Origin of the sequence: Pseudomonas sp. So3.2b (genome assembly GCF_019464415.1) — a bacterium.
GTDB lineage: Bacteria > Pseudomonadota > Gammaproteobacteria > Pseudomonadales > Pseudomonadaceae > Aquipseudomonas > Aquipseudomonas shahriarae.
The window spans coordinates 946,421-966,433 of the sequence record NZ_CP080494.1 but is presented as its reverse complement, the minus strand read 5'-3'; the positions used below and the strand labels follow the sequence as shown (position 1 = coordinate 966,433).

Genomic DNA, 20,013 nt, shown 5'->3' with positions numbered 1-20,013 from the left:
TGCACGGTGATTGCCGCGTGCCACTAGAGCATTGTCAACAAAACCCACCTCAACAACTGTAAGAACGGATTAATCACAAAGTATTAGCCGCCATTCTGGCGCCATAACCCTGTGCGTTTAAGGCAATGCGCGAGGGTTCCAAAATAAATCGTGGTGGCTAATGGCATTTTGTCTTAGCTCGGCTACCGTCAAATAGCGAAATCGTTAGATGTTCATAGCTGCCTGGTTGCGAAATCAACTCGTTAGGAAAAACGGGCCCATAGTGCAACAGGATAGGGAGAGCCTTCATGAACAGTCGTGTCAGCATGATCCTGGCCGGGTTGTTATTAATCGGTGCGCTGTTTGCAGGCTATTGGGGGCTGGTACTTAGCCGTCCGCCTGAGCCAACTGCAGAGCCATCGCCCTCTGGCGTTTCCATAGAAAAAACCGTCGCCGCCGTTGAAGACCAGACCCGCCAATCGGTGGTGGTGCTGGCCCATGATGTGCCGCCCTATGTGGCGCTCACCGCCACCGACCTGACCCTGGAAAAGCTGCGCACCGCACCGGCCGGCAGCTTGACCAGCCTCGACCAGGCCATCGGCCGCACGCCCTTGAGAGCCCTGAGCGCTGGCACTTGGCTGGACGATTCCAGCTTCAATGCCGGTGGCCCACTGGCCCGCATGATCCGCCCTGACGAACGCGCCCTGGCGGTGGCCGTCGATGAAGTCATCGGTGCCGCAGGCCAGTTGAGCCCTGGGGATTATGTGGATGTGCTGCTGTTCCTGCGCCCGGAAGGCACTAATCCGGAGCCCACCTCGCAGATCATCGTGCCGGCCCTGCGCCTGCTCAGTGTGGGCGATAACCTGGGCCCCACCAACGATGGCAAGCCCGCCGTTGCGCCGCCCACCACCGATGAAGAAAAAGCCCGCCAGGCACAACGTCAGGCAAGTCCACCGCGGACGGTGGTGCTGGCGGTGCCGCAACAGTTGATGAGCCGCTTGATGCTGGCCACCAGCGTCGGCGCCTTGCGCCTGGCGGTGCGCAGTGCCGATGAACAATTGCTGAGCCAGTACTGGGCCGGGGACAACGAGGCCTTCGCCAAACTGCAAAGCGCCAATCGCGAGCTGTACCAGTTCACTCAACTGGCCATGCTCGGCGCGCCGAAAAGACTCGCCCAGGCCGGGGGTGCCAGCGAATTCCGGCGCTCCGGCATTGAGGTCATACGCGGTAACCAAGCGACCCAACACAATCCCTGATTGAACAAGGATGCCTTGCATGCGCCAACATCTCGCACCTGCGCTCACACAAATGGCCTGGGCCCTGATGCTGTCCAGCCTGCCTGTGGGCCTGGCGTTCGCCGCCGCTGACAGCTGCAGCAACCTGGGCGCCTTGCCGGCCGTGGTCGAGGTCGGTGAAGGCCTGCAACAAACCCTGCAATCGCCCATGCCTATTACCCGCCTGGCCATCGGCGACCCGAAAATCGCCGACGTACACCTCAACGGCGATCGTGCGTTCCTGCTCACCGGCGTGGCCTCTGGCGCCACCAGCCTGATGGTCTGGACCCGTTGCTCCAACGCGCCGCGCCAGAGCATGGTGTTCGTCAAGGGCAAGGCCACCTCGACCCTGACCAGCCTGGCCCTGTCGCCCTCCGACGACCCGTTCCTGCCGAGCCAGGTGCAGACCGATATCCGCTTTGTCGAAGTCAGCCGCACCAAGCTCAAGGAGGCCAGTACGTCGATCTTTGGCGGCACCCGCAACTTCCTGTTCGGCAGCCCGCGCACAGCCGGGGGGGGCCTGCCGCTGGACAACGAGAGCTTTAACATCGGCATCGGCGGCGGGCGCTTTTCGGCGATGATCAACGCCCTGGAGCGCAGCGGTTTTGCCTATACCCTGGCACGCCCGAGCCTGGTTGCCATGAGCGGGCACAGCGCGACCTTTCTTGCCGGCGGTGAAGTGCCGATCCCGGTGCCAAGTGCCGGCAGCGACACGATCTCTATCGAGTACAAAGAGTTCGGTATCCGCCTGACCCTGACCCCCACCGTGATCGACCGCACGCGGATTTCCCTCAAGGTCGCACCGGAAGTCAGCGAGCTGGATTACGCCAACGCCTTGGAGTTAGAAGGCATCCAGGTGCCGGCCCTGACCGTGCGCCGCACCGACACCACGGTCTCCCTGGCCGATGGCGAAAGTTTTGTGATCAGCGGCCTGATCAGCAATAACAACCGCTCCACCGTCAGCAAGTTTCCTGGCCTGGGCGATATCCCGATCCTTGGCGCGTTTTTCCGTGACAGCAACGTCAGCCGCGAGGAAAAAGAACTGCTGATGATCGTCACCCCGCACCTGGTCCAACCCCTGGCCGCCAACGCCCGCCTGCCGTCCCTGCCCGGTGAAAAGCTGCGCAACTACGACCCCAACTGGTATCGCCTGTACTTCCTGGAAAATGGCAACTTCGACCGACGCACAGGACTTTCCCAATGAGCGATAGCCTGAGCCAGACGTTCCTCGCAATTACCCGCAACACCACCGACCTGGAATGGCTGCAAGGGGCCCTGGCGCCCCTGGGCCAAGTGGTCAGTGCCGGTGGCGGCAGCCTCGACGAGCTGCTGGCCCTGGTGGACGTAACCTTCGCCAACCTGGTATTCGTCGGCCTGGACCGCGAGCATGTGGTCGCCCAGAGCGCCTTGATCGAGGGTGCCCTGGAAGCCAAGCCGATGCTGGCCATCGTCGCCCTCGGCGACGGCATGGACAATCAACTGGTGCTCAACGCGATGCGCGCCGGGGCGCGGGATTTTGTCGCCTACGGCTCACGTTCCAGTGAGGTCGCCGGCCTGGTGCGGCGCTTGAATAAACGCTTGCCGCCAGTCGCCCACAATGCGCACCTGGGTGGCCTGACGGTACTGTATGGCACCCAGGGCAATGCCGACGGCGCGCTGCTGGCCAGCCACCTGGCGATGGTGGTGCAGAAGAGCGGGCAAGAGACCCTGCTGCTGGACCTGGGCCTGCCCCGTGGCGACAGCCTGGCACTGCTGGGCCTGGAAAGTTCGTTCAACTTTGGCGATGCCCTGCGCCATTTGCGCCGCCTGGACACCACCTTGATCAACAGCGCCGTCACCGCCACCGAAGGCGGCCTGCGCATCCTCGCCTACACCGAAAACGACGAACCGCTGGAAATGACCAGCGCCGCCGAGCTGTACATGCTGCTCAGTGCCTTGCGCCAACACTTCCAGCACATCGTGGTGAACCTCACTGGCCAGCGCGACAGCGAAGCCCTGCGCACCTTCGTCAGCCACTGCGACAAGCTTTTGTGGTGTACCGACCAGAACGTCCTCGACTGCCGGCGCAACCTGGCGGTGCTGAATCAGTGGCGGGAAAAAGGCATGAAACTGGAGCATGCACGGCTGCTGATCGACCGCTATCTCAAGGGCGCCGCCCCCGACACCGAAACCCTGGAAAAGAGCTTCGGCCTGGACGTCATTGCCGTGCTGCCATTGAGCCCCGAGGTGCGCCTGAACGCCAAGAACCAGGGGCAGACCCTGTTCAGCCTGGCCCCCCGGGAGCCCCTGACGCAGAACCTGAAAGCGCTTGGCGAACGCCTGGCCAAACGCACCGAGGGCATGGAGAAACCCTCCACCCGTTGGTTTGAACGGCTGCTGGGGACAACCAAATGAGCAGCGAAAATCTCTTCGGCACCCCCGCTCGCGGGCTTAACAGCGCGGTGGATCACGACGGCCTGAAACTGGTGCTGCATCGCTACATCATCGACGCCATCGAAGAGTCGGGGAAAAACCTGCTGGAAGGTTCGCGCCAATCCCTGGCGCAATTTGTCATCGACAAGGTGTCCGAATACATCACCCGCATGCACCTGGCGATTTCCCGTTATGAGATGGAGCGCCTGGCCGAAGAAATCGTCGATGAGCTGACCGGTTTCGGCCCGCTGGAAGTGCTGTTGCGTGACCCGTCGGTGACCGAGATTCTGGTCAACGGCCCGCACCGGGTGTTTATCGAGCGGGACGGCCTGCTGCACCAGAGCGACTTGCGTTTTATCGACGCCCACCATGTGGAGCGGGTCATGCAACGCATCCTCGCCCCCCTGGGCCGGCGCCTGGATGAGTCATCGCCGATGGTCGATGCCCGGCTGCCCGACGGCAGCCGGGTCAACGCGATCATCCCGCCGATTGCCCTGGACGGGCCGTGCCTGTCGATTCGAAAGTTTCGCAAAGACATGCTCAAGAGCAGCGACCTGGTGGCGATGCAGACCATCGACCAGTCGATCTTCGAGTTCTTCCAGGAAGCGGTGGGCAAGCGCTGCAATATCCTGATCAGCGGCGGTACCGGCACCGGCAAGACCACCTTGCTCAATATTCTCAGCCAGTTGATCAACCCCCACGAACGCCTGGTGACCATCGAAGACGTCGCCGAACTGCAACTGGGCCACCCCCACGTGGTGCGTCTGGAAACCCGCCCGCCGAATGCCGAAGGGCACGGCGAGGTGAAGGCCAGCGACCTGATCCGCAACGCCCTGCGGATGCGCCCGGACCGCATCATCCTCGGCGAGATCCGTGGCGTGGAGGTGCTGGATGTGATGACCGCAATGAACACCGGCCACGACGGCTCCATGAGCACCGTGCACGCCAACAATGCCCAGGACGCCCTGTTGCGCCTGGAAACCCTGGTGGGCCTGACCGGTCGCGTGGTTGCCGAAAAAACCCTGCGCCAGATGATCTGCGCGGCCCTGGATGTGGTGATCCAACTGACCCGCCTGCCCGATGGCCGGCGTTGCGTCAGCGAAGTGGTGGAAGTGGTGGGTGTGCGCGATGACGTGTATGTCACCAACACCCTGTTCCGCCATGACCGGCGCACCGGCTTTGGCTTCCTGCGCGAGGCCCTCAACCCGGCGGGTGACAAGCTGCGCCGCGAATCCGCCCTGCCGCTATAGGAGCGTCACCATGACCGGCGCCATCCTGATGTTCAGTTGCGTGATTTTGATTGGCGTGTCGCTGCACCTGTTCCTCAGTGGCCTGCGCCAGGCGGAAACCGACCGCGTGCTGGAACGGCTCGCCGCAGGCCAGCCACTGCTGGCCGAAGAACGCGGGCGCTGGGTCGGCCTGGAGCGCATGTTCCAGCGTGCGGGCCTGGGCAAACCCACCGACAGCCTGGGCCTGTGGCTGACCTGTTGGGTGTTGGGCGCAGTCCTCGGGTTTCTGGTATGGAGCTGGGTCGGCCTGCTCGCCATGCTGCTGTTGCCGCCGCTGATACTGCGGCTGTACATCGCCTGGCGCTATCGGCGGCGGGTGAAGCGGATGATCGAACAACTGCCGCAGGTGCTCGACCATACCGTGCGCAGCCTGAAGTCCGGGCGCACCCTGGCCGATGCCTTGCTGGGGGCCATCGACAGTACCGAGGATCCCTTGAAGCCCGCCATGGGGCGCATTCAGCGCAACGTGCAACTGGGGGTCAGCCTGCCCGAGGCCGCCAGTGATTTCGCCGAATTCTACGAACAGGACGAGTTCCGCATGCTCGCCCTGGGACTCAAGGTCAACCATCGCTATGGCGGCAACGCCAGCGACTTGCTGGAGAACCTGATCAAGGTCATTCGCGAGCGGGAACAAGGCGCCCGGCAATTGCGCGCCATGACCGGCGAAACACGCGTCACCGCGTTCGTGCTGGCCGGCATGCCGATAGCGATGGTGGGCTATTTCATGCTGATCAACCCCGGCTACCTGATGACCATGTGGAATGACGACAGCGGCCGCTACATGCTGCTGGCCGCGCTGAGCATGCAGGTGCTGGGCTGCCTGACGATGTGGCGCATGTTGCGGAGTATTTGAGATGGTCCTGCTGATCAGTGCCTTATTATTTCTGGCTGCGCTCGTGCTGATCGCCGGCCAGTTGCTGAACCAGCGCCGCCGCGAGCGCCTGGTCAACCAACGCCTGCAAGGCCAACTGGTGCGCGGTGACCGTCTCGGCACCCTGCTCAGCCAGTTTGGCAGCAGCCAGTTGGCCCAACGCTCGGTGAGCATGGATAACGAAACCCAGCTCCTGCTCAACCGCGTGGGCTGGCGCACAGCCAATCAGCGCTCGATCTTCGCTGCCTGCCAGATTGGCGTGCCGCTGGTGCTGGCCGGGGTGATGCTGGTGGCACAAAGCCTGATCTTTCCCAATGCCGACTCCCCGTGGATCGCCCCCCTGCTCGGCCTGGGCGTGGGCTATCTGATCCCCAAGCGCATCCTCGCCAGTGCCGCCAAGGCCCGGCAGCAGCAAATCTCCCGCGAGGTGTCGACCTTTATCCCGCTGCTGCGCATTCTGTTCGAGTCGGGCATGGCGGTTGAGCAGTCGCTGCGCGTGTTGAGCGTTGAAGCGCAGCGCCTGCTGCCCGCCCTGACCCAGGAATTGCGCTTGATCCTGGCACGGGTCGACTCGGGCCTGGAACTGGGCGAGGAACTGGGCAAGACCGCCAGGCTCTTGGCCGTGGATGAGTTCACCGACACCTGCATCATTCTGCAGCAACTGATCCAGCAGGGTGGCGGTGCCATGAAGTCGCTGCTGGCCCTCAAGCAACTGCTCGATGATCGCCGCTTGACCCGTTTGCAGGAATTCATCTCGAAGATGTCGGCCAAGATGTCGGTGGTGATGATGGTCTTCCTGTTTCCCGCTTTATTGATTGTGCTGGGGGGGCCGGCGTTTATTGCGATCTCCCGGGCCCTGAGCAGCTTTTGAGGAGCACTCGATGAAAGCACTGATTGCAGGCCTGAGCCTGCTGATGCTCGGCGGTTGTGCCAGTAACGGCCAGACGCCGTGGTCGGCGTTGATGACCCCGGGCAGTTGCACCACGCCCAGCGCCGAACAGGAGCTGTCGCTGAACCTGGCTGACGACATGGCCAACGAAGGGAAGATGCACGCCAGCCTGGCCAACCTGCAAAGCCTGCCGGAGTCGTTGCCGCAAGTGCGCCAGCGCAAGGCCAAGGTTTATCGCCTGCTCGGGCGCAGCGAAGCGCAACCGCTGTACCGCAGCCTGCTGGGCACCTGCATGGCCGCCGAAGGGGAACACGGCCTGGGGCAATTGGCGGCGACCCAGGGCGACAACGCCCAAGCCCTGGCCCATATGCAGCGGGCGGCGCAACTGGCGCCCACCAACGAGAAAATCCGCAATGACCTGGGCGTGGTCTACCTCAATCAACGGCGCCTGGAAGAGGCGCGTTTTGAGTTCATGACGGCCATGGAGCTCAAGCAAAGCGACCAATTGGCGGCGGTCAACCTGGTGACGCTGTTGATCTACCAGGACCACTGGGGGCAGGCCGCGCAACTGGCCAGCCAGGTGGGCTTGAGCCCCGAGCAGGTCAGCGAGGCCCAGGCCCGCGCCGAGAAACTCAAGGCTGCCGGCACACCTGCGGCCAAGGACCAGGTCGCGGCGGCCAGCGATGCACCGCCTGTACTAATCAAGTAAGCGCTTGAAGGAGCCGATGATGAAATTCCATTACCTCGCCAGCCTGACGCTGCTGGCCCTGCCCCTGACGGCAATGGCCATCGAACCGGGGCCCTCGTCCAAGGCCCAGGAGGAAACGGAAAACTGGCTGGGGCTGCAAGTCAACGGGCAAGCCGCCTCGCCCACGGTGCAGAGAGCAACGCCCGCCGAACGCGAACTGGCGATGCAGCGTTTGCTGGAAAGCAAAAGATACGCGATCCCCGAAAATTTCGGCGAAGGCAGCGAAGGCGGGAGCTCGGGTGGCAGCAAATAAACCACAGCCACTGGAGAAATGTGGGAGCGGGCTTGCCCGCGATGGCGGGTGTCAGCCGATAAATGCCCTGGCTGATCCGACGCTATCGCGGGCAAACCCGCTCCTACATGGCTGTACGCAAAGCGTCAGTGCGCCGTCACCCGCTGGCGCAATGCCGAGTTGCTCGGCGACAGTGCCAACGCCAGTTGGGTGCGGTTGTGCATATGGGTCAAGCGCAACACCTGGGACACGTACAGCTTGACCGTGTTCTCGGTAATACCCAGCTCGCAGGCAATCTGGTAGTTGGTCTGGCCCTTGCCCACCAGCCGGGCAACATCCAGTTGCCGGGGTGACAGCTGATTGAAGATCGCCGGCACTTCCAGGACCTCCTCGCTTACCGCCTCACCCTCGGATTGCGGCGCCGGGCCGCGACGGACCTTGTCCAGGTCCTGGTACAAATCGTCGATGGACTCGGAAAGATACTGCAGCTTCTGGTTCAGCTTCCCCAAATGCAGATTCTTGTGGCGTTCTTCCAGCGCGGCTTCCTGGCGCTGCAACCCCTCCAGCAACTCATTGAGGTTGATGGGCTTCTGGTAGTAATCGGAGATGCCCACGCGCAAGGCCTTGATCACATCCTGCTTGTCGGCCCGACCGGTCAACATAATGGCTTCGAAGGCACGCTGCTTGCCGGCGATTTTCTGCAGGGCCTGCACCAGCTCGATACCGTCCATGTCCGGCATATGCAGATCACACAGCACCAGGCCGATCTGCGGATCGTCACTGAAGCGTTGCACGGCCTGCTGGCTGGACTCACAAGGGACACAGCGATAACCGCTGCTTTCAAGAAATTCGCAAAGCTCCTCCACAATCAGCGGCTGATCGTCGACCACGAGCACTTTTACTGCAGATGTAACTTTGTCCACGCGCTACTCCATGCCTGGCAAGCCAAAGATTGACCTATCGGTTGCGAAGAACCTTCCTACTTGCTTGTATAAATAAACGTAGACGTACTTTCCGACTATGTACATAGCGATACAGAGCGCCCACGACTAATGGAGCCACGCCCAGGCCAGGCTAAAACCCACTAAAAGAAACGGCGCGAAAGGCAGCTTTTTTGACGGGTCCACCACCAGGTAACCCAGGCGCGCTCTAACACCTTGACTGGCAAGGGGCAGCAGCCGCGGCCCATAGACCAGCCAGGCGACATTGGCTACGCCAGCGCCGATCAGCGACCACAACAGGTAGGTCGAATTCGACGCCAGCGCCAACGCCGCCAGCATCTTCACATCGCCCGCGCCCAGGCGCCCGAGGGCGTAGCCGGGCAAGGTCAACAGCAGGGCCAGGCAGAACGCCCACAGCCCTTGCGCCCTGGAAGTGCCCAGCCACGTGCTGCCGCTCCACAGCAGATAAAACAGTGCCAGCAGCAGCGCGCCCAGGGTCAGGCGATTGGCAATCTGCCGCTGGCGAATATCCTGCTGCGCACACACCACCAACCAGACAAACACCACGAGGCCTTGGATCACGTAAAAACCGTCCCTTTTTTCCGATTGATTCTATGCTGATAGCAGGTAGTAGCAGTCAGGGTAGTCGCAGTGATGAAAACCAGCCTCCCTAGAAAGCAAAAAGGCGCCGTCGCTATAGAATTTGCCGCGGTGTTCGTGATTTTTTTTGCCGTGTTCTATGCCATGGTCAGCTACAGCCTGCCACTGTTGCTGCTGCAGTCGTTCAACCAGGCCACCGCCGAGGCCGTGCGCCGCAGCGTGGCACTGGACCCCAGCACCCCCAACTACAATGCAGCGCTCATCCTGCGGGCGACCCAGACCGTGCAAAGCCAATTGCAGTGGATTCCAGCGACCTTCCAGTTCCAGACGGCCCATATCAATCCGACCTACACCGCAGGCGTGCTGACCGTCGAGATCAACTACCCCTCGGCCAACCTGAAGAACGTCCTGCCGTTTATTGTGCTGCCGGGCATTGGCACGGTGCCTCGGCTGCCGACCACGTTGCACGCCCAGTCGAGCCTGCAATTTTGAACTCCGGTGACAAAATTTTCGGCAGGCTGCTCGGCCGCAACAGCGCCCAGGCCCTGGAGACGCCCGCCAGCCCAACCGCGCAAGGCTTGCACCTGCGCCTGGATCAGCATGGTCATGTGCTGGATATCAGCCGCGCGTTGCACCCACAGTTAGCCCGTCACCTCAGTGCCCAGGCCCACCCGCTGTTGCGCGACCTGCTGTGCCTGCCTGGCGCCCTGAGCATCGAAGGCACCCCCGCCGACTGGCAGCGGCACAGCCTGGACCTGGATTTCCAGGGCGCCGCCGAGACCATCCTGCATACCCGTGGCTGGATCGAACCGGATGGCGACGGCTGGATCCTGCGCCTGCTGGATATCAGCGACCTGCTGAGGGGCCGGCAATTGGCCCAGCAGCGCGAGCAGAACCATCTGCTCGCCAGCCAGATGAGCGAACAACTGCGCGTGTGCAGCCTGTCGCGCCTGCCGCAAGTGTTCAGCGAGCACCTGCGCAGCCTGACCCAGCGCTGGCGTATCCCTTGCGCGGCGATAGTGCTGCTCGACCAGCAGGATCAGGACTGGCTGGTCTACAGCAGCTACAGCGCCCATGACGCGCCGCAACTGTGGGCGCCTGGGCAGCGCCTGGGCACCTGCCTGGACAGCCTCAACGGCAACACCCCGCTAAGCCTGAAAACCCTTCAGGGCCGCAGCGAGCACCCGCGCCTGCACAGCGTGTTTGGCAATGCCGAGGGCCTGCTGGTGCCGTACCGCGATAGTCAGGGGGTCGCCGCGTGGTTGCTGTGCGGGTTCTACAGCGGCCACGCCGACGTCAGCGAGCGTGACTGGCTGAACCTCACCGCCGCCCTCGCCGCGCCCTTGCTCAGCCGCCTGCGCGAGCAGCGCCATCACCAACAACTGGAGCGGGTGGAAGCCCTGCAAGGCCTGCTCGGCACCGGCTGGTGGGAACTGCTGGCCAACGGTGAAGAGATCCTGCTGGCCCCCCAACTGATGCGCAGCCTGAGCCCGGAAGATGCACCGACCAAACAGGTGCTGGCCAACTGGCTGGAACTGATCCACCCCGCCGACCGCCAGGAACTCAACAGCCGCCTGCAAGACCTGCAAAGCCTGGGCAAACCTTTGCTCGCCAGCGTGCGCCTGCTGCGCAGCGACGCCAAACAGAACCCCATCTGGTACCGCGTCCAGGGCCAGGTGCTGGGCGCCGGCGAGCAGCGGCGCTGGATCGGCTTCATGCTCGACATCAGCGACATCAAGAACCAGCAACTGCAGGCCGCCGCCGCCCATGCCCGCCTGGACAACCTGATCGCCAGCTCACCGGCGGTGATCTACGTGCAGCGCTATGTCAACGGCGCGCTGCACCCGGCATTTTTCAGCGACAGTCTGCTGCCGCTGCTGGGCTGGACCCTGGCCGAATGCACCCACGACACCTCCGTGGAATGGGTGCACCCCGAAGACCGCGACCTGTACTTCGAACGCACCCGGCAATTGCTACGCGAAGGCAACGTGCGCAGCCGCTACCGCGTACGCGATCGCCAGGGCAACTACCACTGGCTGCTGGACGAAGCCAAGCTGCTGCGCGACGACCTGGGCTTGCCGGTGGAAGCCGTCGGCCTGTGGCTGGACGTCACCGAAGCCACCCTGGCGGCGCAACAGATCAAGGACAGCGAAGAGCGCTACCGCCTCCTCGTCGAAGACTCGCCGGCGATGATCTGTCGCTACCGCCCGGACCTGACCCTGACCTTCGGCAACACGCCCCTGGCCAACTACCTGGAATGCACGCCCGCCCAATTGCCGGGGATCAACCTGGGCCACTGGTTATCGGACGAACAGCGCAACGCCTTTGTAAAACGCATCGGCCAACTGAGCCCGGAATTCCCGGTCAGCACCGCCGAAATCAGCCTGCAACTGCCGGGACGCGAACATGCGTGGTGGGTCTGGTCTGACCGTGGTGTGTTCGACGAGCACGGCCAGTTGCAGGAAATCCAGGCCGTGGGCCGCGACAACACCGAAGTGCGCCGCTCCCAGCAACAACTGACCCAAAGCGCGAAAATGGCCACCCTCGGCGAGATGGCCACCGGCCTGGCCCATGAGATCAACCAGCCGCTGAACGTCATGCGTATGGCCATCGCCAACGTGCTCAAGCGCCTGGGCAACGGCGACGTGCAACTCGACTACCTGACGGAAAAACTCCAGCGCATCGATGCACAGGTCCAGCGTGCGGCCAGGGTGGTGGACCACATGCGCGTGTTCGGCCGCCGCTCGGAGGTCGAGCAACAGCCCTTCGACCCGGCCCAGGCGGTGGAAGGTACGCAATCACTGCTGGGCGAAGGCCTGCGCGGTAAAGGTGTGGATCTGCGCATCACGCCCATGGACTTCAAGGTGCAGGTCAACGGCCATGTCGACCAACTGGAGCAAGTACTGATCAACCTGATGGTCAACGCCCGCGATGCGCTGATGGCGCGACACGAAAAAAACCACGATTTTCGCCCATGGATCGCCCTGTATAGCGAACACGACAGCCGCCATGTGCGCATCTGGGTCGAAGACAATGGCGGCGGCATTGATGCACGGCTGCTGGAGCGGATTTTCGAGCCCTTTTTCACCACCAAACCGATTGGCGTCGGCACCGGGCTGGGGTTATCGGTGAGCTACGGCATTGTGGAAAACATGGGCGGACGCCTGAGCGTCGCCAACAGTGAACATGGGGCGCGGTTTTGCGTGGAGCTGCCGGTGGTGGGTGGGGGGTTAGATGACTAGGTAGGCGCGGCCCATATGACATGTGAGGTTGGCGCCGACTTCTGCGTTGCCCAGGTTGATGCCCAAGCCGCTGAGCAAGCCATTGACGAGGGGATCGAGTAGCGGCGAAAGCAGGCCTTGAATTGCAGTAACCAGAAGACTCACAACCAAGGCTAAGCTATCTGCAACGCCTGCAAGCAGGCCACTTGAGGCACTCCCGCTAGGTGGTTTGTAGGTTACCTGAAGGCCATTCAACGTGGCACCCAGACTGTTGATGATGTCGACACTACTGATGCTTTGATAGGTAGTCTTCGCATTCATTTCCGCGACTGGCATATAGAGCAAGCTTTGGGTTCGCTCACCGACGGTGGATTGAGCCTTCAAAAGAAAGCCACCACCGACATTACTTTTGCGTATAGCGCTGCAACCACCTAACAACGAACAATATCGTGTGCCTATATCAATCAGCCGTATGGGTTGAACGTCTACAGGCACTGAAGAAGAGAAAGCTTTAGCAGGGTCTATATCGCCGACAGCTAGGTTGGCAATTGAACTGTGCGCCAGCACCGTCAAAGACTTGGCAGCAGGTGTCGCGCAATTGAAGTCTGTCACATGACTTTCTGCGCTGGCCGCCTCGACATAAATATCCAACCTAGTCGCGATTGCGATATCAGTTCGGTCGCATGCGAGAACACATAGAACGCCACCTAATATCGCAGGCAAGTCCAGATTCAATACCCCTTTAACCACCTTGAGGGCAGGCGTCGTCAGTCCCGTCACCCCCGACACAATAGAACTCACGTCCTTAAGCACCGAAGCGTCTATAGATACCAGCGTTCTGACTTGTGCCGTACGCACAAAAATTTGATCGGTATTAGTGGCTATCCCCTGCTTGGCCTTCAGTGGGTTCCCGATGGATGAGAGTTGCGGTGGCTCAATAACTTTCGTAGTTATCGATACAGAGCCAACCAGCGGAATAGTAACTTGCCCCTCGACACTCAGACCGCTTTGCTTATTTGAAAGCTGAGCCACGCCCTGGATCAACTGAAGTAACTGCACATTGGTATTCAGTGCTGAGGTGGGCGTTCCACTGGCAATGTCCAACAGGTCACCTAACTTCAGAACTTTGGTATTTTTGGCTATCAGTTGGATAGCACTCGTCGCCCCCAGCACAACCGACGCCGCAGCTCCGTTTTGTTGAAGCACAGTAACCGCCGCGTTGAGCAACTGAGTTGGTGAAACCAAGGTGTCGAGCAGCGTTGTGTAATCCCCAGCCGTTACCTGTGCCTGAATGGCCAACTGATCCAAATAACTGAGCAAGTTGATGTCCGTCGCGGCCAAGCCTTCCCATCCAGCAGCAGTGAGCGAGAGGCTGCCACCGAGCATGCCCCCCACGACCAAATTCAGAAGATCGGAATCTGCGGTGCTTACAGAGGCAAGCGAACTTCGAATCGTCAACTGCGCTACGGGAGGAGCCAGCGCCGCAACTGCCGTCGCGGTCAATGTCGTATTAGCGTTATACGTACCGCTGAACAACCTCCAGACCCCGTTGGCGATACCGGTGGTCACAGTGCGGGTAGCAACGACGCGGATGGCTTCATTCTTGGTGGCATCTGCAGTAAAGACACGGACATTGGCCGCATTGGTCAGCAACGTCCCACACGTCACCGCCAATGCGCGGCTGCTGTCGTTGGCGACAACGGTGAAGCCATTACGGGTGGCATTCTGCTTGGCGTAATCGACGGCGGTGGTGCTGCCTGAACACTGCCCGCCACGATTGGCGGCTTCCAGGGCAGCGGTGTCGGCGACGGCCTGCAGCTTGCGTTTTTCCAGGTACAGGCGGCCGCTATCGACCACCAGCAACAGAAACACCAGGGCCAAGGCCAGGGTGCCGGCGAACACCAGACCGATTGCGCCACGCTGGCCAGAACGAAGTCGGGGAGACATCGAGCACTCCTTTGCCGGCGAACTGCCGAGCGCTTACTCTCCTGTAGTCAACAGCAGTGTAGACAAGGCTTGGCAGGTGCGCTGGCAAGTCGCCACTTTGGCGACTGACGGAAATAAACAGCGCTCGACGCGGGCTTGTCGGGCCGCCGTGCGATGCGGGCACCTCAGTGGATCGGGTGTACGGACGCGATCCCATCGCAGCCTCGCCGGGGCTCGACAGCTCCCACAGGGGAGCCGCGGCACCTGCAAATCTATCTTGGAAACACAGATCGAATGTGGGAGCTGTCGAGCCCCGGCGAGGCTGCGAAGGGATCGCCTCGGTGTACCTGTTAAACCGCAGCGCCCGCATCGCAGTGATGCAGCAGCCCTACACGGACCGAGTACAACTTAGCGTGGCGGGTAGTTGGACAACACCTTGGTCACTGTCGCCCGGATCGCTGCACTGCGGTCCTGGGGGCTGGGCGAGTTGCTCATCATCTGTTCGTCGCTGCCGCGCCACACCAGCTTGCCGTCCTTGCCGTCGAGCAAGTCGATCTGGAGGGTCGCGACCTTGTAGGTGACGTTGCGGGTTTCGTTGTACATCGGTGCGCCCCAGTAGCCATTCCACGGGCCGCCCCAGGCGCCGCCGTAGTTGGTGGTGACTTGCTGCTGACGGTCTTCGACGATCAGGTAGGCCTGCACGTTCAGGTCTGCCTTGGCCCCGGGGGCTGCCGAGCGCAAGCCGCGCTGATCGAGCTGATCGGCCACCGCCTGGCGGATGCGCTGCTCGGTCAGGTCGCTCTTGATCCGCGGATCGTCAGGGCGGTACTGCAACGCCGGGTCTTTCCAGGCCCAACTGCGGTAGGCGGCAAAGTCGCGGCTGGCGTCAAAATCGTGATTGACCTGATGAGTCTGGCAACCGCCCAGCAGCACGGCAAAAGCGAGCAACGCGATACGACGCAACATGGTAGTTCTCCAAAGGGCAAACCGAGCCTGAAATGAGAATAGCTGTTAACTGGGAGGATACGCCGTCATGGCCTTCTGCACAGCCTGGCGCAAGGCATCGCCGCGCTCACTCAGGCTGCCCTGGCTGCCCGTCTCGGCGCTGGCGCTCCATACCGCCTGGCCCGTGCGGGCGTCGAACAGGTTGACGCGCACCACCACGACTTGCACTTCATAGGTGCGCACGATCGGCACCGAGTTGTACATGCCGTAGCCGTTGCCATAGCGGTTGTAGCCACCGTAGCCGTAGCCATAATCGTCCTGCACCTGGCGCAGGCGTTTTTCCAGATGCACATCGGCGCTGACCAGCAAGTCCGGCGCGCGCTGGTCATGCACCGGCCGCAGGCCACGCTGGTCAAGGGCACCGCTGACGGCTTCGGCGATCTGCGCAGGATCTGCCCAGGCCGAGCCGGCCGGCAACTGGCCGTTGCGCCAGGCCCAATTGCGATAGGCACCGTAGTCACGCACCGGCGCCGGGTAGGCGCTGGCATCAAAGGTGTTGGCCGCCTGGGCAGGCGCCGGCGGCATGGGCTTGGAGGCCGCCACATACGGGTTGTTGCTGGAGCAGGCCCCCAGCCCCAGGCACAGCAGGATCAATGCACAGCGCTTCATTTCGATCTCCGCAGACTGGGCCGCTTAAACCGGACGGCAGATCCAGTGCAAATAACGCCCAAGTCCGGCAAAGCTTGGGTGACGACGGTGAGCGAGTTCCATCTCCAACAAGTCCTGCAAATCGGCGCGGGCCTGGAATTCCACCGGCATATAGTCGTGGAAGACCCGCACCCCGCTCTGGCTTTCGACCTGCCACAGGCCTTCAAGTTGCGCCGCCAGTTCCCGTGGGTCCAGGGGCTGTTGCGGGGTCAGGCTCTGTTTTTCGCCGGCCATGTCATTTTTGCGCATCTTGCGAAAGTGGCCCTTGAGCAAGTTGCGGTAAATCAGCGCATCACGGTTATAGAACGCCAGGGACAACCAGCCACCCGGCGCCGTCAACTGGTGCAGCACCGGCAGGATCGCATGGGGTTCGGCCAGCCATTCCAGCACGGCGTGGCACAGCACCAGGTCGTAGGGCTCGGTGAGCTGACCCAACAGGTCCTGCCAGGGCGCCTGGATGAACGTTGCACTCTGCCCCGCTGCGGCGAACCGCTGGCGGGCGCCTTCGAGCATCGGCTCGGCGGGCTCGGCCAAGGTCACATGATGCCCGCGCTCGGCCAGCCACAACGACATATGGCCCAGGCCGGCGCCGATATCCAGCACGCGCAACGGCCGCTCCGGCAGGGCCTCGGTCAAGTCGGCCTGCAACACCGCCAGGCGAATCGCGCCCTTGGCACCGCCGTAGATCTTCTCGGCAAAACGCGTGGCCAACTGGTCGAAATGGCGATCACTCATGGGTAAACCGCCGCTCGTTGTCGGCCAGCTTGGCGCTGACCACTTGATCCATATCCAGGCCCAGCTCACCGCAGAGCAGCAGCAGATAGAGCACGATGTCCCCCACTTCCTGGCCGGCATGGGCGAGTTTGTCGGCGGGCAACTGGCGCGACTGGTCTTCGCTCAGCCACTGGAAAATCTCCACCAGCTCGGCCATCTCTACGCTGGCGGCCATGGCCAGGTTTTTCGGGCTGTGGAATTGTTTCCAGTCGTTGTTATCGCGGATGCGATGCATGCGTTCGGTAAGGTGTTCGAGATTCATGGGGCGCTCCTGAAGGGGTATAGCTTCAGGCTCAAAGACGGGGATGGCAAATAAATTTGCGCTGCTTGTCAGGGCACTATCGCAGGCAAGCCAGCGCCCACATTGGACGGTGTCAACAAATCAAACTGTGGGAGCCGGCTTGCCTGCGATGGCGATCTAATCAACCACGCTGAACTCAACCCTGGCCGTCTGCCCCGCCTCATCGAGCACACTCAGTTGATAGCGCCCCAACTGCTCCAGGCTGGCATTGATGCTGTCCTGGTTGGCACTGTCGCCCAGCGGCGCACCATTGAGGAACCACCAGCGCCGCCCACTGCCGCCCAGGGCCGAGAGCTTCAGGCGCAGTTGCTGCTGGCTGCCCGCCGGCAAGCGCAGTTGATCGCCCTCACGCACACCCACCACCGACAACGGCGACGACGCCGCCAGCGCCGGTGGCGGGCAATCCGGGTCTGGCGCAGGGATGCGTGCGTCACGCCGCTCGATCCTCGGCAACCACGGTTCCAGCGGTGCCGGCCACAGGGCAATGTCCCGCGATACCGCGCCCGGGCAACTGGCCGCCACGCGCAGGCCCTTGGCATTGACCCACACGGTTTCCATCAAGCCGACACCCAAAGGTTGGTCCAGGGCCTGCAAGGTCGGCGGCGTGGTGTTGTCCAGCGTCCAGGCAAACCGCTGGCGCCGGCAATTGGCGTCGCTGCGGCTCATGGGCTGGCCCAGGGGCCAACAGATCGCCGCCACGCCGACATTCATCGGCACGGGTTTAACCGGCGCGATAATGCCGCGCTGGCTGTCGCGGTTGGTCAACACATCGTGCACTTGCAGCATCAACGGCGCCGCCGAGGCCAGGCCAAACTGGCCGGGCACCGGGGTGCCGTCCGGGCGGCCGATCCACACACCAATCAAATAGCGCGGCCCGACGCCAATGGCCCAGGCATCGCGAAAGCCGTAGCTGGTGCCCGTCTTCCAGGCCAACACCGGGCGCTGCACCAGCTCGGCCCGGGGATCACGGTCCGGCCGCGCCTGGCCACTGAGGATGCGCCGCACAATCCACGCCGAACCCGGCGATAACAACGGACGCTCCTTGAGCACATCATCGGGCTGCAAACGGATGGCCGCGCTCTTGCCGTCGCGGGCCAACGCGCTGTAGCCACCGACCAGGTCTTCCAGGCGGCTGCCGGCGCCGCCCAGGATCAACGCCAGGTTCGGCTCGGCCAGCGACGGCAGCGCCAGGGGCATGCCGCCGATGCGCATTTCGCCAGCAAAGCGCTTGGGCCCATAGGCTTCCAATAGTTGCACCGCCGGCAGGTTCAGCGAGCTGGACAGCGCCGTACTGGCCGGCACCGCGCCGGTAAAGCCCATGGAAAAATTGCCCGGTCGGTAATCGCCATAGCGCCGAGGCACATCCTGCAACAGCGATTCAGAGTGAATCAGCCCCGCGTCCAAAGCCATGCCATACAGGAAGGGTTTGAGGGTCGAGCCCGGCGAGCGCAGGGCGCTGATCATATCCACATGGCCAAAGCGCCGCGCATCGTTGATATCCACCGAGCCCAGGTAGGCGCGCACGGCCATGCTTTCTTCTTCGACCACCAGGATCGCGGCCGAGGTGTGCTCCGGCAGCCGCGCGCGCCAACCCAGTAGCAGGTCTTCGAGACGGCGTTGCAGGGTCGCGTCGAGAGTGGTGCGAATCAGCGGCGGGCTGTCGGGACGGTTCAGGCGGCGCGCCAGCAGCGGCGCCAGGCTGGGTTCCAGGCGCGGCGCCAGCAACAGGGGTTCTTCCAGGGCTTCGTCGACCGCCGATTGCGGCCACACCTGGAACTCGGCCAGGCGCCGCAGCACTTTGTCCCGGGCCTCCTGGGCGCGCTGCGGGTGACGGTCCGGGCGCAGACGGCTCGGTGCCTGGGGCAGTACCGCGAGCAACGCTGCTTCGGCGTGGGTCAGCTGTTGCGGCGACTTGCCCAGATACGCCCAACTGGCTGCCGCCACCCCCTGCAAGGTGCCGCCAAAGGGCGCGCGATTGAGGTACAGGTTGAGGATCTGGTCTTTGGACAGGTGCCACTCCAGCTGCGCGGTGCGCCACAGCTGGCGCAACTTGCCCGGCAGGGTGCGCGAATGGGGATCGAGCAGGCGCGCCACCTGCATCGACAAGGTGCTGCCGCCAGACACTACCCGCGCGCCGGTCAGGTTCTGCCAGGTCGCCCGCACCAGGGCCAGCGGGTTGACGCCGGGGTGCTGGTAGAACCAACGGTCTTCGTAGGTCAGCAGCGCATCGAGGTAATACGGCGAGACTTCATCGGTCGCCACCGGGTAACGCCATACGCCGTTGGCATCGGCAAAGCGCCACAACGGCGTGCCGTCCTCCGCCAGTACCACACGGGCCAGATCGTCCTTGGGCAACGGCAGGGGCCAGAGGCGGTCGGCCAGCCACAGCAGGGCTATCACCACCAGCAGGCTACCCAGGGTAGCGCGTGCAACTATTCGCAAATTCAAACGGGCAAACCTCTATGCTTCTAGGGAACTCGCCCAAGGGATTGGCGACCAAAGGCTCAGGTCCGGCAGATACGCCCACCCTTTCATTAGGAAACTCATATGCAGGTAGAAAGCTTTTTCGAATGGCTGGGCCAGGCGCTCGGTTCGGTCATCCGCTTTATCGTCGACGGGCTCAGCGGCCTGTTCGGCGCCCTGACCAATGCCGGCGGCAACTTTATCGACGGCCTGTCGCGCACCCTGGGCATGGACACCTCGATCATCAGCATCATCACCCTGATCATTGGCCTGATGCTGCTGTACTCGGCAGTCCGGGCGTTTATGCGGGCCTCGATCATCATGGGGATTATCTGGTTGATGCTGGGGTTGTGGCTGCTCAGTTGGGTTGTGCATTAAATACAGGCCCTGTGGGAGCGAGCTTGCTCGCGATAGCGGTGTGTCAGTCGCCGAATACATCG

19 protein-coding genes are annotated in these 20,013 nt (G+C 62.6%); 11 read left to right on the top strand and 8 right to left on the bottom strand.

Annotated elements, in window-relative coordinates:
* Positions 1–287: 287 nt before the first annotated feature.
* From cpaB to K1X80_RS04150, 8 genes are read left to right on the top strand one after another with little or no spacing between them, the layout of a single operon-like run.
* A complete protein-coding gene (cpaB, locus tag K1X80_RS04185; RefSeq protein WP_057958233.1) occupies positions 288–1,235 on the top strand; it encodes a Flp pilus assembly protein CpaB in 948 nt (315 codons plus the stop codon).
* Positions 1,236–1,254: 19 nt separating this feature from the next.
* Positions 1,255–2,457 carry a type II and III secretion system protein family protein gene (locus K1X80_RS04180; protein WP_057958232.1) on the top strand — a complete coding sequence of 401 codons (1,203 nt, stop codon included), beginning with the start codon at positions 1,255–1,257 and terminating at the stop codon, positions 2,455–2,457.
* Positions 2,454–3,647 carry a pilus assembly protein gene (locus K1X80_RS04175; RefSeq protein WP_057958231.1) on the top strand — a complete coding sequence of 398 codons (1,194 nt, stop codon included), beginning with the start codon at positions 2,454–2,456 and terminating at the stop codon, positions 3,645–3,647. Before K1X80_RS04180 ends, K1X80_RS04175 begins: the two co-directional genes overlap by 4 nt.
* A complete protein-coding gene (locus K1X80_RS04170) occupies positions 3,644–4,915 on the top strand; it encodes a CpaF family protein (protein ID WP_057958230.1) in 1,272 nt (423 codons plus the stop codon). Before K1X80_RS04175 ends, K1X80_RS04170 begins: the two co-directional genes overlap by 4 nt.
* Before the next feature lie 10 nt (positions 4,916–4,925).
* Complete coding sequence (locus K1X80_RS04165) at positions 4,926–5,807, top strand: type II secretion system F family protein (protein WP_200659432.1); 882 nt, start codon at positions 4,926–4,928, stop codon at positions 5,805–5,807.
* 1 nt (position 5,808) lies between these two features.
* Entirely contained in the window at positions 5,809–6,696 is an 888-nt protein-coding gene (locus tag K1X80_RS04160; protein WP_057958228.1) for a type II secretion system F family protein, read from the top strand.
* Between the two features lie 10 nt (positions 6,697–6,706).
* Positions 6,707–7,423 (top strand): tetratricopeptide repeat protein, encoded by a 717-nt coding sequence (locus tag K1X80_RS04155; protein ID WP_057958227.1) that lies wholly within the window; start codon positions 6,707–6,709, stop codon positions 7,421–7,423.
* 19 nt (positions 7,424–7,442) lie between these two features.
* Positions 7,443–7,715: a DUF3613 domain-containing protein gene (locus tag K1X80_RS04150; protein WP_198817311.1), complete on the top strand. Its 273-nt coding sequence runs from the start codon at positions 7,443–7,445 to the stop codon at positions 7,713–7,715.
* A gap of 125 nt (positions 7,716–7,840) precedes the next feature.
* Here K1X80_RS04150 and K1X80_RS04145 read toward each other — a convergent pair whose 3' ends face one another.
* Both K1X80_RS04145 and K1X80_RS04140 read right to left on the bottom strand, forming a co-directional pair.
* On the bottom strand, positions 7,841–8,617 hold the full coding sequence (locus K1X80_RS04145) for a response regulator transcription factor (protein ID WP_170044503.1): 777 nt from the start codon (positions 8,615–8,617) through the stop codon (positions 7,841–7,843).
* 126 nt (positions 8,618–8,743) lie between these two features.
* Complete coding sequence (locus K1X80_RS04140; protein WP_057437604.1) at positions 8,744–9,217, bottom strand: prepilin peptidase; 474 nt, start codon at positions 9,215–9,217, stop codon at positions 8,744–8,746.
* Between the two features lie 72 nt (positions 9,218–9,289).
* Between K1X80_RS04140 and K1X80_RS04135 the strand changes: the two genes are divergently transcribed.
* Both K1X80_RS04135 and K1X80_RS04130 read left to right on the top strand, forming a co-directional pair.
* Positions 9,290–9,727 carry a TadE/TadG family type IV pilus assembly protein gene (locus tag K1X80_RS04135; protein WP_057437602.1) on the top strand — a complete coding sequence of 146 codons (438 nt, stop codon included), beginning with the start codon at positions 9,290–9,292 and terminating at the stop codon, positions 9,725–9,727.
* Complete coding sequence (locus tag K1X80_RS04130) at positions 9,724–12,477, top strand: ATP-binding protein (protein WP_220172675.1); 2,754 nt, start codon at positions 9,724–9,726, stop codon at positions 12,475–12,477. The genes K1X80_RS04135 and K1X80_RS04130 overlap by 4 nt, the downstream gene beginning before the upstream one ends.
* Here the strand turns inward: K1X80_RS04130 and K1X80_RS04125 are convergent.
* From K1X80_RS04125 to pbpC, 6 genes are all read right to left on the bottom strand, one after another.
* Entirely contained in the window at positions 12,466–14,403 is a 1,938-nt protein-coding gene (locus K1X80_RS04125; protein ID WP_057958223.1) for a pilus assembly protein TadG-related protein, read from the bottom strand. The two genes, K1X80_RS04130 and K1X80_RS04125, sit on opposite strands and share 12 nt — an antisense overlap.
* Positions 14,404–14,790: 387 nt before the next feature.
* Complete coding sequence (locus K1X80_RS04120) at positions 14,791–15,348, bottom strand: DUF4136 domain-containing protein (protein ID WP_186625835.1); 558 nt, start codon at positions 15,346–15,348, stop codon at positions 14,791–14,793.
* A 45-nt stretch (positions 15,349–15,393) separates the two neighbouring features.
* Positions 15,394–15,996: a DUF4136 domain-containing protein gene (locus K1X80_RS04115; RefSeq protein ID WP_057437597.1), complete on the bottom strand. Its 603-nt coding sequence runs from the start codon at positions 15,994–15,996 to the stop codon at positions 15,394–15,396.
* A 24-nt stretch (positions 15,997–16,020) separates the two neighbouring features.
* On the bottom strand, positions 16,021–16,770 hold the full coding sequence (locus K1X80_RS04110; protein WP_057437591.1) for a methyltransferase: 750 nt from the start codon (positions 16,768–16,770) through the stop codon (positions 16,021–16,023).
* Positions 16,763–17,071 carry a MazG-like family protein gene (locus tag K1X80_RS04105; protein ID WP_057437589.1) on the bottom strand — a complete coding sequence of 103 codons (309 nt, stop codon included), beginning with the start codon at positions 17,069–17,071 and terminating at the stop codon, positions 16,763–16,765. Before K1X80_RS04105 ends, K1X80_RS04110 begins: the two co-directional genes overlap by 8 nt.
* Positions 17,072–17,227: 156 nt before the next feature.
* A complete protein-coding gene (gene pbpC / locus K1X80_RS04100; protein ID WP_169989301.1) occupies positions 17,228–19,558 on the bottom strand; it encodes a peptidoglycan glycosyltransferase PbpC in 2,331 nt (776 codons plus the stop codon).
* Between the two features lie 99 nt (positions 19,559–19,657).
* Here pbpC and K1X80_RS04095 point away from each other — a divergent pair, with 99 nt between their 5' ends.
* Positions 19,658–19,951, top strand: a complete 294-nt coding sequence (locus K1X80_RS04095; protein WP_057437585.1) for a hypothetical protein — start codon at positions 19,658–19,660, stop codon at positions 19,949–19,951.
* Positions 19,952–20,013: the final 62 nt, after the last annotated feature.

Coding starts and splice junctions, on each gene's coding strand:
- K1X80_RS04175 (WP_057958231.1), top strand. CDS start 2,454: ATGAGCGATAGCCTGAGCCAGACGTTCCTCGCAATTACCCGCAACACC.
- K1X80_RS04165 (WP_200659432.1), top strand. CDS start 4,926: ATGACCGGCGCCATCCTGATGTTCAGTTGCGTGATTTTGATTGGCGTG.
- K1X80_RS04120 (WP_186625835.1), bottom strand. CDS start 15,348: ATGTTGCGTCGTATCGCGTTGCTCGCTTTTGCCGTGCTGCTGGGCGGT.
- K1X80_RS04180 (WP_057958232.1), top strand. CDS start 1,255: ATGCGCCAACATCTCGCACCTGCGCTCACACAAATGGCCTGGGCCCTG.
- K1X80_RS04170 (WP_057958230.1), top strand. CDS start 3,644: ATGAGCAGCGAAAATCTCTTCGGCACCCCCGCTCGCGGGCTTAACAGC.
- K1X80_RS04105 (WP_057437589.1), bottom strand. CDS start 17,071: ATGAATCTCGAACACCTTACCGAACGCATGCATCGCATCCGCGATAAC.
- K1X80_RS04095 (WP_057437585.1), top strand. CDS start 19,658: ATGCAGGTAGAAAGCTTTTTCGAATGGCTGGGCCAGGCGCTCGGTTCG.
- K1X80_RS04150 (WP_198817311.1), top strand. CDS start 7,443: ATGAAATTCCATTACCTCGCCAGCCTGACGCTGCTGGCCCTGCCCCTG.
- K1X80_RS04160 (WP_057958228.1), top strand. CDS start 5,809: ATGGTCCTGCTGATCAGTGCCTTATTATTTCTGGCTGCGCTCGTGCTG.
- K1X80_RS04125 (WP_057958223.1), bottom strand. CDS start 14,403: ATGTCTCCCCGACTTCGTTCTGGCCAGCGTGGCGCAATCGGTCTGGTG.
- K1X80_RS04110 (WP_057437591.1), bottom strand. CDS start 16,770: ATGAGTGATCGCCATTTCGACCAGTTGGCCACGCGTTTTGCCGAGAAG.
- K1X80_RS04135 (WP_057437602.1), top strand. CDS start 9,290: ATGAAAACCAGCCTCCCTAGAAAGCAAAAAGGCGCCGTCGCTATAGAA.
- cpaB (WP_057958233.1), top strand. CDS start 288: ATGAACAGTCGTGTCAGCATGATCCTGGCCGGGTTGTTATTAATCGGT.
- K1X80_RS04155 (WP_057958227.1), top strand. CDS start 6,707: ATGAAAGCACTGATTGCAGGCCTGAGCCTGCTGATGCTCGGCGGTTGT.
- K1X80_RS04115 (WP_057437597.1), bottom strand. CDS start 15,996: ATGAAGCGCTGTGCATTGATCCTGCTGTGCCTGGGGCTGGGGGCCTGC.